This is a genomic window from Enterobacter nematophilus (assembly GCF_026344075.1).
GTDB lineage: Bacteria > Pseudomonadota > Gammaproteobacteria > Enterobacterales > Enterobacteriaceae > Enterobacter > Enterobacter nematophilus.
The window spans coordinates 349203-361302 of sequence record NZ_JAPKNE010000004.1; the positions used below are offsets into that span (position 1 = coordinate 349203).

The 12100-nt window shown below is 61.8% G+C and carries 13 protein-coding genes; 6 read left to right on the forward strand and 7 right to left on the reverse strand.

Annotated elements, in window-relative coordinates; genetic code table 11:
* Positions 1 to 9: 9 nt before the first annotated feature.
* The 4 genes from OSH03_RS14190 to OSH03_RS14205 all read right to left on the reverse strand — a co-directional run bounded on the left by OSH03_RS14190 (position 10) and on the right by OSH03_RS14205 (position 1640).
* The gene (locus tag OSH03_RS14190; RefSeq protein WP_253540519.1) at positions 10 to 390 is read right to left on the reverse strand and encodes a response regulator transcription factor; all 381 of its coding nucleotides are present in this window, start codon (positions 388 to 390) and stop codon (positions 10 to 12) included.
* A gap of 23 nt (positions 391 to 413) precedes the next feature.
* Positions 414 to 674: a XapX domain-containing protein gene (locus tag OSH03_RS14195; RefSeq protein ID WP_010427264.1), complete on the reverse strand. Its 261-nt coding sequence runs from the start codon at positions 672 to 674 to the stop codon at positions 414 to 416.
* Positions 671 to 892 carry a DUF1427 family protein gene (locus OSH03_RS14200; protein WP_266179376.1) on the reverse strand — a complete coding sequence of 74 codons (222 nt, stop codon included), beginning with the start codon at positions 890 to 892 and terminating at the stop codon, positions 671 to 673. Before OSH03_RS14200 ends, OSH03_RS14195 begins: the two co-directional genes overlap by 4 nt.
* A 61-nt stretch (positions 893 to 953) precedes the next feature.
* A complete protein-coding gene (locus OSH03_RS14205; RefSeq protein ID WP_023331928.1) occupies positions 954 to 1640 on the reverse strand; it encodes a hydrolase in 687 nt (228 codons plus the stop codon).
* A gap of 219 nt (positions 1641 to 1859) precedes the next feature.
* Between OSH03_RS14205 and OSH03_RS14210 the strand changes: the two genes are divergently transcribed.
* The 4 genes from OSH03_RS14210 to OSH03_RS14225 are packed head-to-tail and all read left to right on the forward strand — an operon-like array spanning position 1860 to position 6606.
* On the forward strand, positions 1860 to 3731 hold the full coding sequence (locus OSH03_RS14210; RefSeq protein ID WP_192981864.1) for an amidohydrolase: 1872 nt from the start codon (positions 1860 to 1862) through the stop codon (positions 3729 to 3731).
* A complete protein-coding gene (locus tag OSH03_RS14215) occupies positions 3731 to 4138 on the forward strand; it encodes a DoxX family protein (protein ID WP_032642739.1) in 408 nt (135 codons plus the stop codon). Before OSH03_RS14210 ends, OSH03_RS14215 begins: the two co-directional genes overlap by 1 nt.
* Entirely contained in the window at positions 4135 to 5754 is a 1620-nt protein-coding gene (locus tag OSH03_RS14220) for an MFS transporter (RefSeq protein ID WP_266179377.1), read from the forward strand. The genes OSH03_RS14215 and OSH03_RS14220 overlap by 4 nt, the downstream gene beginning before the upstream one ends.
* Positions 5755 to 5784: 30 nt before the next feature.
* The gene (locus tag OSH03_RS14225) at positions 5785 to 6606 is read left to right on the forward strand and encodes an alpha/beta fold hydrolase (protein WP_248058302.1); all 822 of its coding nucleotides are present in this window, start codon (positions 5785 to 5787) and stop codon (positions 6604 to 6606) included.
* Here OSH03_RS14225 and OSH03_RS14230 read toward each other — a convergent pair.
* Positions 6569 to 7990, reverse strand: coding sequence for an MFS transporter (locus OSH03_RS14230; protein ID WP_266179378.1), 1422 nt, complete (start codon positions 7988 to 7990; stop codon positions 6569 to 6571). The two genes, OSH03_RS14225 and OSH03_RS14230, sit on opposite strands and share 38 nt — an antisense overlap.
* 50 nt (positions 7991 to 8040) lie before the next feature.
* On the reverse strand, positions 8041 to 9129 hold the full coding sequence (locus OSH03_RS14235; RefSeq protein ID WP_266179379.1) for a cellulase family glycosylhydrolase: 1089 nt from the start codon (positions 9127 to 9129) through the stop codon (positions 8041 to 8043).
* A 185-nt stretch (positions 9130 to 9314) separates the two neighbouring features.
* Here OSH03_RS14235 and OSH03_RS14240 point away from each other — a divergent pair, with 185 nt between their 5' ends.
* A complete protein-coding gene (locus OSH03_RS14240) occupies positions 9315 to 10322 on the forward strand; it encodes a LacI family DNA-binding transcriptional regulator (protein ID WP_266179380.1) in 1008 nt (335 codons plus the stop codon).
* Here the strand turns inward: OSH03_RS14240 and fosA are convergent.
* Positions 10308 to 10733 carry a FosA/FosA2 family fosfomycin resistance glutathione transferase gene (fosA, locus tag OSH03_RS14245; RefSeq protein WP_266179381.1) on the reverse strand — a complete coding sequence of 142 codons (426 nt, stop codon included), beginning with the start codon at positions 10731 to 10733 and terminating at the stop codon, positions 10308 to 10310. The genes OSH03_RS14240 and fosA overlap by 15 nt on opposite strands.
* Positions 10734 to 10932: 199 nt before the next feature.
* Here fosA and trpS point away from each other — a divergent pair, with 199 nt between their 5' ends.
* Positions 10933 to 11937 (forward strand): tryptophan--tRNA ligase, encoded by a 1005-nt coding sequence (gene trpS / locus OSH03_RS14250; RefSeq protein ID WP_266179382.1) that lies wholly within the window; start codon positions 10933 to 10935, stop codon positions 11935 to 11937.
* Positions 11938 to 12100 lie beyond the last annotated feature (163 nt).

The following is a 12100-nucleotide window of genomic DNA, read 5'->3' on the forward strand; positions in this document are numbered from 1 at the left end:
CCGCGATCCTTATCGTCGGCGGGCCAGCTCCCGCTGTATATGATCCAGCAGAATATCGATGTTAATGGGTTTACGCAAAAATGCAGCGGCGCCCAGGCTAAGAGCGTACCGCTGCATATTTTCATCAGCATGACCGGAGATAAAGATCACGGGCGGCGGCGGGACGGCCAGCAGCCGCAGCTTTTCATACAGCTCCAGGCCGCTCATGCCCCGCAGCTTGATATCGGCAATCACCAGCGCCGCGCCGGACAGGGCGAGCGGATGGCTCAGAAACACCTCTGCCGAATCAAACGCGTCGGCGGCATAGCCTTCCGACTCCAGGAGATTACTCAGCCCGCTGCGGACGGAACGTTCGTCATCAATGATGGCAATGCGCCACGGCAGCGTCATGCTGTCTTTCCTCAAAAAAATCATTAAACGTCGCGATCGTCCTTCGCGGGCGCGGGGGGCGCCGTGCCGCTGATTTTCGGCACGCATTCGTGACGAAACCAGGCAAGGGTAAGCGGTTCGCGACTCAGTAAACGCCGTCCCACCGGGATGAGCTGTTCACCCACCAGCATGCCAAACAGGCCAAGCAGGGCGACAACCGGCGGCGCCGGGGAATGAACGTCGAGCAGGGCGTAAATTACCCCAGCAACCACGCCGCACACCAGCGAAATTATCCATGCTTTCATGACGACGCTCCCGTCTGCGATTTAACCTGCGGAACCGTCACCTGAGGAGGCGGCGTGCCGTCGCGGGATAACAGATGGCGCGTCGCCTTTTCACCCGCCAGCATCCCCAGCAGGCCAATCAGCGCCAGCGCGGGCGGCGCGGGGGAGCGCACCTTCAGCACGGCATACATCAGGCCAATCAACACGCCTGCGGCAAGGGATATCAGCCCAGTACTCATTGTGAACTCCAGAGAAAGAGGCAGCGGCGAGCCGGACGAGGGACCAGCCCGCCAGCGGAACTTAGCGAGCCGGGACCGGCGCTAAGGTGCGGTGCTCGCTCTTCTGGCGAGACGGCGCTTTGTGCACCATGGTGTAGGCATAATCCACGCCCATGCCGTACGCGCCGGAGTGCTCGCGCACGATATCCATCACCGCGGTGTAGGTCTCTTTACGCGCCCAGTCGCGCTGCCACTCCAGCATCACCTGCTGCCAGGTCACCGGGATCACGCCCGCCTGGATCATGCGCTGCATCGCGAAGTCGTGGGCCTCTTTGGAGGTGCCGCCGGACGCGTCCGCCACCATATAAATTTCGTAGTCGCCTTCCAGCATCGCGCACAGGGCAAAGCTGTTGTTGCACACTTCGGTCCACAGGCCGGCAACCACCACCTTCTTCTTGCCGTTAGCCTTCAGCGCGTCGCGCACCTTCTGGTCGTCCCAGGAGTTCATTGAGGTACGCTCCAGAATGTCCTGGCCCGGGAAGACGTCCAGCAGCTCCGGATAGGTGTTACCGGAGAAGCTTTCGGTCTCTACGGTGGTGATGATGGTCGGGATGTTGAACACTTTGGCCGCTTTTGCCAGCGCCACGGTGTTGTTCTTCAGCACCTGGCGGTCAATAGACTGCACGCCAAACGCCATCTGAGGCTGGTGATCGATAAAGATGATCTGACAGTTCGCAGGGGTTAACACTTCGAGCTTTGAAGAGGTCATAGCATTTTCCAGTGGTTAAGGGTAGAAATCGCCGTGAGTGCCACGACGATAAAGTCACCCTCATCCTGCGGTTTTCCGTCGCCGCGCGTAATTATCTCTTCGTATAGTTAACCTTAGGTATAGTTATACTTTGGTATACCTATCCTATTGTATAACTGGATCTTTGCCGAAACCGGTTCCCATAATCCTGACCATTCCCCCTCTCAGTCAGGAGCAGTTATGGTTACCCTCGGTAAAGCCGATCTTATTCTGGTTAACGGCCAGTTTCACACCGTCGATCGCGAGAATCCTGTCGCGGAAGCCGTTGCCGTGCGCGACGGAAAATTTCTTGAAGTGGGTACCGTCGCCGAGGTGATGCAGCACCACTGCGACGGCACCAAGGTGGTCGACTTAAAAGGCCACACCGCCATCCCCGGCCTGAACGACTCGCACCTGCACCTCATTCGCGGCGGGCTGAACTACAACCTTGAGCTGCGCTGGGAAGGCGTGCCGTCTCTGGCCGACGCCCTGCGCATGCTCAAGGAGCAGGCCCTGCGCACGCCATCGCCCCAGTGGGTGCGCGTGGTGGGAGGCTGGACCGAGTTCCAGTTTGCCGAGCGCCGCATGCCGACGCTGGACGAGATTAACGACGCCGCGCCGGACACCCCGGTCTTCATCCTGCACCTGTACGACCGCGCCCTGCTCAACCGCGCCGCGCTGAAGGTGGTCGGCTACACCAAAGACACGCCAAACCCGCCGGGCGGCGAGATCCAGCGCGACGCCAACGGCAACCCGACCGGGATGCTGATCGCCCGTCCGAACGCCATGATCCTCTACGCCACGCTGGCCAAAGGGCCGAAGCTGCCGCTGGAGCAGCAGGTTAACTCCACCCGCCAGTTTATGCGCGAGCTGAACCGTCTGGGGCTGACCAGCGCCATCGACGCGGGCGGCGGCTTCCAGAACTACCCGGAAGATTACGAGGTGATTGCCGAGCTGCACGAGAAAAAGCAGATGACCATCCGCATCGCCTACAACCTGTTCACCCAGCGTCCGGGCCACGAGCTGGAGGACTTTGAAAAATGGACCGACATGCTCACGCCGGGCCAGGGCAGCGACTTCTTCCGCCACAACGGCGCGGGCGAAATGCTGGTTTTCTCCGCCGCCGATTTTGAAGACTTCCTCGAGCCGCGTCCTGACCTCGCGCCGGGCATGGAGGACGAGCTGGAGCGCGTGGTGCGCCACCTGGTGGAGCACCGCTGGCCGTTCCGCCTGCACGCCACCTATAACGAGTCCATCAGCCGCATGCTGGACGTGTTCGAGAAGGTGAACCGCGACATTCCGTTCAACGGCCTGCACTGGTTCTTCGACCATGCGGAAACCGTCACGCAGGCCAATATCGACCGCATCAAAGCGCTGGGCGGCGGCATTGCCGTGCAGCACCGCATGGCCTTCCAGGGCGAGTACTTTGCCGAGCGTTACGGCATCGAAGCCACCCGCCACACGCCGCCGGTGGCAAAAATGCTCGAGACCGGCGTGCCGGTGGGCTTAGGGACGGACGCCACCCGCGTGGCGAGCTACAACCCGTGGACCGCGCTCTACTGGCTGGTCTCCGGCCGCACCGTCGGCGGGATGCAGATGTACGACCACAGCGCCCGTCTGGACCGCGACACCGCCCTGATGCTCTGGACCCAGGGCAGCGCGTGGTTCTCCAGCGAGCAGAACCAGAAGGGGCAGATCAAGGTCGGCCAGCTCGCGGACCTGGCGGTGCTCAGCAAAGACTACTTCCGCGTGCCGGAAGAGGAGATCAAGGGCATTGAGTCCGTCCTGACGGTGGTGAACGGCGATATCGTTTACGCCGCAGGCAGCTTTGGCCCGCTCGCGCCGCCGGCCATTCCGGTTCTGCCCGAGTGGTCCCCGGTGGTGAAGGTGCCGGGCCACTACCGCAGCGCGCCGCCGCAGGCCGCACGCGTTGGCATGAACCCAATTCACCACTGCAGCGGCCCGTGCGGGGTTCACAGCCACCAGCATGATTTCGCCCGCACGTCAGAGATGCCGGTGTCCGACGATAACGCTTTCTGGGGGGCGCTGGGCTGCAGCTGCTTTGCATTCTGATGAAAAACACCTTTGCTCCGCCCAGGGTCGACCTGGGGCTGTTCTTCCTGCGCCTGACCGGCAGCCTGCTGCTGCTCTACGTGCACGGCCTGCCGAAGGTGCTGCACTTCAGCGAAGAGCTGACGCGCATTGAAGATCCGTTCGGCTTCGGGCCCTATGCAAGCCTGATCCCGGCGATCGTCGCCGAGGTGATCTGCCCGCTGTTTATCATTGCGGGCGTGTACACCCGCCTGGCGTGCCTGCCGATTATCGCCGTGCTGCTGGTGGCGATGCTGGCGGTCCACCCGAACTGGTCGATTGCCGAAGGGCAGTTTGGCTGGCTGCTGCTGATTATCTTCACCACCCTCGCCCTCACCGGGCCGGGCCAGTGGCGGCTGCAGCGTAAGGCAGCGGAGAGGTTCGCATGACCCAGGTTAACGACGTTCGCGACGCACACGTCGAGACGACGCCCGCGCAGGCGGTTTCGCCGTGGCAGCCGCTGAGCCAGCCGGTGTTCCGCATGCTGTGGATCGCCACGGTGGTCTCTAACGTCGGCTCATGGATGAGCGACGTCGGCATCAACTGGAGCATGCTAACCCTGAGCGCCGATCCGCTGGATATCGCGCTGGTACAGGCGGCCAGCAGCCTGCCGATGTTCCTCTTCGCCCTGCCGTCCGGGGTGATGGCGGACATCGTCGACCGGCGTAAATACCTGCTCTTCTCCCAGCTGTGGGTGTTTATCGCCGCCGCCGTACTGACGGTGCTCTCCTTTACCGGGCACGTTACCCCTACCGTTCTGCTGGTGGCGACGTTCCTGCTGAGCGTGGGGGCGGCGATGAGCTCGCCGCCGTTCCAGGCCGTGGTGCCCGATCTGGTGAGCAAGCCGGAGCTGGGTGCCGCCGTGGCGCTGAACTCGCTCGGGGTGAACATCAGCCGGGCGATAGGCCCCGCGCTGGGCGGCTTTTTGCTGTCGCTCGCCGGGCCGTGGATGGTGTTTGCCCTAAACGCGCTGTCCGTGGTCGGCGTGGCGTGGGTGCTGTGGCGCTGGCGTCCGGCGCCGTCCGTGCAGCGTCTGCCGCCGGAGCACTTCTTCTCTGCGGTGCGCTCCGGCATTCGCTACGTGCACGCCGCGCCGGTGCTGCGCAACGTGCTGGTACGCACGGTGGCCTTCTTCGTTTTCGGCAGCGCGGGCTGGGCACTGCTGCCGCTGGTGGCGCGTCGCGAGCTGGGCTTAGGCCCGGCGGGCTACGGGGTGATGCTGGCCTGCATCGGCCTGGGGGCGATTGCCGGGGCGATCCTGCTGCCGCGCCTGCGCCAGCGGCTGAACGCCGACCGCCTGATGGTGGCCGCCAGCCTGACCTTTGCCCTCACCATGCTGGCGCTGGCGTTCGTGCGTCACGTCTGGCTGCTGAACCTGTTTGAATTTTTCACCGGCTTCGCGTGGATTGCGGTGCTCTCCACCCTCAACCTCGGCGCACAGCGCAGCGCCGCCCGCTGGGTGAAGGCCCGCGCGCTGGCGGTCTACCTGACGGTGTTCTTCGGCTCGATGACCACCGGCAGCGCCATCTGGGGGCAGATCGCCTCGCAGTTTGGCACCCCGACCTCGCTGGTGGTCGCTACGCTGGGCATGGTGCTGGCAAGCGCAACGGTGTTCCGCTGGAAGCTCGAGAAAGATCCCGATCTGAACCTCGACCTCAGCGGCCAGCCGCTGGACGGCGTGGAGATCGACCTGCCGAACGAGCGCGGCCCGGTGCTGGTATCGCACGAGTACATCATCGACCCGCAGAACGCGAAAGCCTTCCTGGAGGCGGTGCACGAGCTGCGCCGGGTGCGCCGCCGCGCCGGGGCGATGAGCTGGGCGGTGTACGAAGATATTGAGCGCCCCGGTCTGTTTATCGAGACCTTCCTGATGGGCTCCTGGATTGAGCATCTGCGCCAGCAGGAGCGCCACACCATGAATGACCTCCTGCTGCAGAGCCGCGTTCTGGCTTTTCATCAGGGCACAACATCACCGGCAATTCGCTATCTGGTCGCGCCGGTATAACCATAACCATCACCTGTAGAGGAAGACACTATGGCAACGTTTAAGGCAAAAGACGGCACGCAGATTTACTACAAAGACTGCGGCGCGGGCAAACCGGTTCTCTTCAGCCACGGCTGGCCGCTGGACGGAGACATGTGGGACAGCCAGCTGAACTACCTGGCGGAGCGCGGCTTCCGCGCCATCGCCTTTGACCGTCGCGGCTTTGGCCGCTCGGATCAGCCGTGGAACGGCTACGACTACGATACCTTTGCGTCCGACATCAACGACCTGATTACCACCCTGGACCTGCGCGACGTGACGCTGGTGGGCTTCTCCATGGGCGGCGGCGACGTGACGCGCTACATCAACAACTACGGCAGCTCACGCGTCGCCGGGCTTGCGCTGCTGGGCGCGGTAACGCCGATCTTCGGTAAATCCGACTCCTTCCCGCAGGGCGTGGATCAGAGCGTGTTTGACGGCATTCGCGACGGGCTGCGTAAAGATCGCGCCCAGTTCATCAGCGATTTCGCCACCCCGTTCTACGGCACCAACGCCGGGCAGACCGTATCCGCAGGCGCACTGACCCAGACGCTGAACATCGCCCTGCTGGCGTCACTGAAGGGCACTATCGACTGCGTGACCGCGTTCGGCGAAACCGACTTCCGCCCGGATATGGCGAAAATTGACGTGCCGACGCTGGTGATCCACGGCAGCAACGACCAGATCGTACCGTTTGAAAGCACCGGCAAGCTGGCGGCAGAGATGATCAAAAACGCCACGCTGAAGGTGTACGACAACGCCCCGCACGGCTTCGCGCTGACCCACCAGGACCAGCTCAACGAAGATCTGCTGACGTTTGTGAAGTCGCTGTAATTTTTTCCAGGCCGGGTAAGGCGCAGCCGCCACCCGGCGCTTTCGCAGACGCGTTCCGCTCCGCCAGCAGCCGACAAATCTCCGCATGCTTCTCCTCGGTAAAGGTAAAGCGCGACATAAAGCCCATTCGGATCAGCGAGCCTATCGCCGGTAACAAACATATCCCAAAGAACAGCCCCGACAGCACGCCGTCGCTCTGAATTTGCGCCTGCGGCACGTAGCCGATCATCGTCAGAAACACGCCGATAAGCCCGCCGCCCACCGCCACCGACATCTTGCCGGTAAAGGTCTGCCCGGAGAAGGTGATCGCCGCGCAGCGCTTGTGGGTGTGGTACTCCGCGTACTCGATGGTGTCGGCAATCATCGACGAGGTAAGGATGTTGGTCATCATCACGAACAGCGTGCTCAGGCCGAGCAGAATAAACAGCATCGTCACCTGCTGATACCCGACGAACCACATCACCACGCGCACCGCCACGTCCAGCCCGCAGAGGATCATAAACAGCTTCCGCTTCTGCATCCGGCGCGTCAGCATCGGCGCAACCAGGCACAGCACCGCCGCCACTATTCCCATTACGCCAATCGCCATCTGCAGGCTGCCGTCGCCCAGGTTGTTGATAAAGAAGTAGATATACAGCCCGCCCGCCACGTTGTGAAATACGCAGAAGAAGAACGACAGCAGGACGATAAACAGCGGCTTGTTCTGGCGCAGGTTGTGGAAGGTGTCGCGGATAGTCACCTTCTCCGGGCTCGGCGGTACGCGCTCTTTGATCTGCATAAAGCCGTTGAGCATCAGCGGCAGACCCACCAGCATCATCACCAGCGCCGCCATAAAGTAGCCTTTATCGTTGCTGTACTGGGCGAAGAACGCCGCCAGCTTCGGGAAGAAGATGTTGGCGCAGGCGATCCCCGCGTTGACCCCGAGCATCGCCGCCGTCACCGCGCGGGTGCGCTGACCGGAGTCGTTGGTCATCACCGACGACATCGACCAGAACGGGATATCGGAGATGGCGTACAGCGTCCCCCACAGGATATACGTCACCCCGGCGTAGAGGATTTTGGTGGTCATGTCCGCTTCGATTTTATAGAACGACAGCAGCGTGACGCCGGTGATCAGCAGCGGGGCGATCAGCAAAAAGTGGCGAAACTTGCCGAACCGGCTGTTAATGGTGTCCATAATGCTGGCAAACAGCGGATCGTGAACCGCATCCCACGCGCGGGCAATCAGGAAGATGGTGCTCGCCGCCAGCGCCGAGATCCCCAGCACGTCGGTGTAAAAATAGTTAATAAACGAACCCACTAAACCAAAGCTAAAACACTGACCTAAACCATAGCCAAAATAAGACCACAACTCGCGAGACGGTATTTTCATTGTCGTTGCCATTGTTATATGCCTGCCTGGTTGCCCGGCGGTGGACCGCCGGGTCGATATTATTAGCCCTGAACTTTCGGGGCGATCTTACGCAGCTGCTGCATTAATGCGATTTCACGGCGCGAGAACGGAATGCCGTTCTCCTCAAACACGTCGTGGAACCAGAGGCGGCAGTAGTCCGTGGACTCCTTCATCACCACCGGCCACGGCAGCCACGTCTGGGTTTTGCCGCGCACCAGCCCCCACTGGTACGGCGCGACCTTCGCCATGTACATCATCGGAAGCTGCTCTTCGATGGTGCTGCCCACGTGGCGCGCCAGCCATTCGGTGCAGAACAGCGGCCGGCCGAGCTTTTGCAGCTGCTGGATCATCGCCGTCATCCGCCCGGTGTGGGTGTAGGCGTGGAAGCTCACCACGTCCGAGAGCGCCAGCGCGGTCTGGTCCAGCGGGTGCTGGAAGAACGTCTCGTCCTCCTCCTGCGGCGGAACGCGCCACGCGCAGACGGTGAGCGGCTGGGTCGGATCTTCTTCACGAACCCACTGGAACGCCAGCTTCATCAGCGCGTGGGCGCAGGACTCCAGCTTCGCGTCGTACTGCACCTCCTGCGTGCCCGTCGCGAAAATGCCGCGGTTGCCCGGCTCGTTGTACAGATCCCACAGCAGCACGCGCTTATCGTCGCGGAACTGGCGGACAACGTCGCGGATATAGCGTTCAATGTCTCCCCAGCAGTCGGGATCGCACACCTTATCGCGACCGGGGCTCGCCGCCGCCTGGCTGTTATGCTTGCCCGGTACGGGCGGCTTTTGCGGGCCGAGGTACGGCTCGTCGCCGGAGAAGCCGCAGTCGTCCATCAGGGTCAGCATGGTGCTGAACCCGTGACCGTCGGCAATCGTCAAAAAGCGGTCGATACGCGCCATCAGCCCGTCGCGGTCGTGCTCCCAGACGATAAACGGCAGGTTGATGCGCAGGGTGTTGTAGCCCGCGTCCGCCGCCCAGCCCAGCTCGCGCTCGATAGTGGCGGCATCGAACGTTTCCTCCTGCCAGATATCCGTCCAGTTCACCGCCGTCGACGGCAGATAGTTAAACCCGCACAGCCAGCCTTTTTGCTGATACCACGCCTGTGCCTGCTCCCTGCTCCACTGCTCTTTCATTACGCGTCCTCTTACTGATAATATTTAGCTAATAAATATTAGTTGCAGGATAAATGCGCAAATCACGGCGCTCCGAAAAGCGACGGCTCTCACAAAGTTCGCGCTTCGATGAATGAGAAACGTGATCGACGGCGCTAAAGCGTGCGGTTAGGGTATGATGCGAAGTCGCGAAAGGGAGAGGACGGATGAAGCGAAAAACGAAAGTGACGATGAACGATATTGCGCGGGCGGCGGGCGTGTCGCAGGCGACGGTATCGCTGGTGCTTAACCAGTCCCGCAACATCAAGCTCAGCGACGACACCCGCCAGCGTGTGATTAACGTGGCCACCGAGCTCGGCTACGACCGCCTCCCCGCCGTTCACGCCCCGCGCAACCAGGAGGAGATCGCCCTGCTGGTGAGCTCCATGCAGAGCTTCGACCCTTTTATCGACGCCATCAGCCAGGCGCGGGAAGCGGCGTGGCGCAACGAGACCCTGCTCACCGTCTACGACTACGGCGACGACATCGAGCTGGCGCTGAACATCATCCGCCAGCTGGAGAAGCGCAACTGCATAGGGATTATTCTCGCCTCTCCGGTCACCACGCTGGTGGACATGACGGCGTTCCAGGACTGCACCCGCATCCCGCTGGTGCTGCTCAACCAGCGCGACCCCGGCTCGCCGCTGCTGCCGTCGTTTATCCCGGACGACTACGCCAACGCCTTCCAGGTGACTAAACACCTCATCGCCTGCGGGGCCACGCGCATCGCCCACATCACCGGGGAGAGCTGGATGGAGGCCTCGCGCCAGCGTCTGGCGGGCTACCGGGCGGCATTACAGCAAGCCGGACTGGCGTGCGACGACAGTCTCGTGCGCCAGACCAACTGGCAGTTCAGCGAGTCCTTTACCGCGACCACTTCCCTGCTGGAACTGGCCGAGCGCCCGGACGCTATCTTCTGCGCCAGCGACTGGCTGGCGATTGGCTGCTATCAGGCGCTGGCGGTGAACGGCGTTCGCATTCCGCAGGACATGCTGCTCGCGGGCTACGACGACCAGAAGATTTCCGAGCAGCTCACCCCGCCGCTGACCAGTATCCAGCTGCCCTACAGCGAGCTGGGACGGCTGGCGGTGGAGTACCTGTGCAATCAGGAAGATGCCGCCACGCACGTGACGCTGGCGGGCAGGCTGAAGGTGCGCGCCTCAAGCCTCGTCTGAGGTAAACACCATGCCCGCGTAGGGCTTCTCGCGGCACGCCGCCAGCCGCGCGGCGAGGCTGCCCACGTGCAGCTCCAGCTTGTGGCCGTCCGGGTCGAGAAAATAGAACGACGCCCCCTCGCTTTTGTTCTGCTTCCAGACGGTGACGCCCGCCTGCTCAAGCCTGTGCGAGAACGATTCAAAATCCTCTTCCGCCACGGTAAAGGCGTAGTGGGTATAGTCGCTCTCCTGCGGCGGCACATACTGGCGCGCCTCGTCGTACGACAGGCAGACCCACAGATCGCCGCAGGTAAGATAGGCCCCGGTATTCCAGCGGGCGTGCAGCGCCAGCCCCAGCAGCTCGTGCCAGAAGGTGACGCTTTTTTGCAGGTCGCTGACCGCAAGGGTCAGGTGGTTGAGAGATTGCAGCATGACGTGCCCTTTTGTTTTTCGCGCCGGACGTGGTACGGTAAAGAGATGAACATAAACCACGCCGTGCTCACCGTAAACCGCTGGTGGCTGCCTTCTTAAAGGCGGCACGGAGTAGTTTTCCCCATTTTCAGATAGCCGCCGAAAGGCGGCTTTCACACATCTAAGACCCCTTTCGGCATTACAACGTTAAGGAGTCTTTATGAACGCACCAACCATCCTCACCGGCGACCGCCCAACCGGCCCGCTGCACCTCGGTCATTTCGTCGGATCGCTACGCCAGCGCGTGGCGCTCCAGCAGACGCACAACCAGTTTGTACTGATTGCCGACCTGCAGGGGCTAACCGACAACGGCAGCAACCCGCAGAAGATCCGCGACAACATCCCCGAAGTGCTGGCCGACTATCTCGCCGCCGGCATCGACCCGAACCTGACCACGATCTGCCTGCAGTCCGCCCTGCCCGCCCTCGCCGAGCTGACGATGCTGTATATGAACATCGTCACCGTCGCCCGCGTGGAGCGTAACCCGACGGTGAAAAACGAGATTGCGCAGAAGGGCTTCGCCCGCTCGCTGCCGGTCGGGTTTATGGCCTACCCCATCAGCCAGGCGGCGGACATCACCGCATTTAAGGCCGAGTGCGTGCCCGTCGGCGACGACCAGCTGCCGATGATTGAGCAGACCAACGAGATTGTGCACAAGATGAACAGCCTGCTGCCCGCCCCGGTGCTGCGCCACTGCAAGGCGATGCTGAGCGACACCAGCCGCCTGCCCGGCATCGACGGCTGCGCCAAGATGTCGAAATCGCTGGGCAACACGCTGCACCTTTCGGCCAGCGAAGAGACCATTTACCGTGCGGTCAGCGCCATGTACACCGACCCGAACCATCTGAAGGTGAGCGACCCGGGGCAGATTGAGGGGAACGTGGTGTTTACGTATCTCGACGCGTTTCATCCGGACAAAGAGAAAGTGGCGGCGATGAAGGCGCACTATCAGGCGGGCGGGCTGGGTGACCGGGTATGTAAGAACGAGCTGGAGGCGTGTTTGCAGGAACTGATTGCGCCGATGCGGGAGCGGAGGGCGATGTATATGCAGGACAAGGGAGAGCTAATGGCGATGCTGAAGCGCGGGACCGAACGGGCGCAGGGAGTGACGCAGGAGACGTTGAGGGAGGTGAAGGTGGGGTTGGGGGTGCCGGTGTTTAGTTAAAGTAGATTTAGCGGTGGAGTGCGTGGGATTGGCACGAAGCCGCTGATTATCTCATTAAAGATGAAATTGATACCTCTAACAATTCTTAATTCCTTATTTAGATAAGATAAATTGCTTCAATCACATTAATATTACATTGATAAATCCTTTATTGCGCATTTAA

Coding starts and splice junctions, on each gene's coding strand:
- OSH03_RS14190 (WP_253540519.1), bottom strand. CDS start 390: ATGACGCTGCCGTGGCGCATTGCCATCATTGATGACGAACGTTCCGTC.
- OSH03_RS14210 (WP_192981864.1), top strand. CDS start 1,860: ATGGTTACCCTCGGTAAAGCCGATCTTATTCTGGTTAACGGCCAGTTT.
- OSH03_RS14240 (WP_266179380.1), top strand. CDS start 9,315: ATGAAGCGAAAAACGAAAGTGACGATGAACGATATTGCGCGGGCGGCG.
- OSH03_RS14215 (WP_032642739.1), top strand. CDS start 3,731: ATGAAAAACACCTTTGCTCCGCCCAGGGTCGACCTGGGGCTGTTCTTC.
- trpS (WP_266179382.1), top strand. CDS start 10,933: ATGAACGCACCAACCATCCTCACCGGCGACCGCCCAACCGGCCCGCTG.
- OSH03_RS14235 (WP_266179379.1), bottom strand. CDS start 9,129: ATGAAAGAGCAGTGGAGCAGGGAGCAGGCACAGGCGTGGTATCAGCAA.
- OSH03_RS14230 (WP_266179378.1), bottom strand. CDS start 7,990: ATGGCAACGACAATGAAAATACCGTCTCGCGAGTTGTGGTCTTATTTT.
- OSH03_RS14225 (WP_248058302.1), top strand. CDS start 5,785: ATGGCAACGTTTAAGGCAAAAGACGGCACGCAGATTTACTACAAAGAC.
- OSH03_RS14205 (WP_023331928.1), bottom strand. CDS start 1,640: ATGACCTCTTCAAAGCTCGAAGTGTTAACCCCTGCGAACTGTCAGATC.
- fosA (WP_266179381.1), bottom strand. CDS start 10,733: ATGCTGCAATCTCTCAACCACCTGACCCTTGCGGTCAGCGACCTGCAA.
- OSH03_RS14200 (WP_266179376.1), bottom strand. CDS start 892: ATGAGTACTGGGCTGATATCCCTTGCCGCAGGCGTGTTGATTGGCCTG.
- OSH03_RS14195 (WP_010427264.1), bottom strand. CDS start 674: ATGAAAGCATGGATAATTTCGCTGGTGTGCGGCGTGGTTGCTGGGGTA.
- OSH03_RS14220 (WP_266179377.1), top strand. CDS start 4,135: ATGACCCAGGTTAACGACGTTCGCGACGCACACGTCGAGACGACGCCC.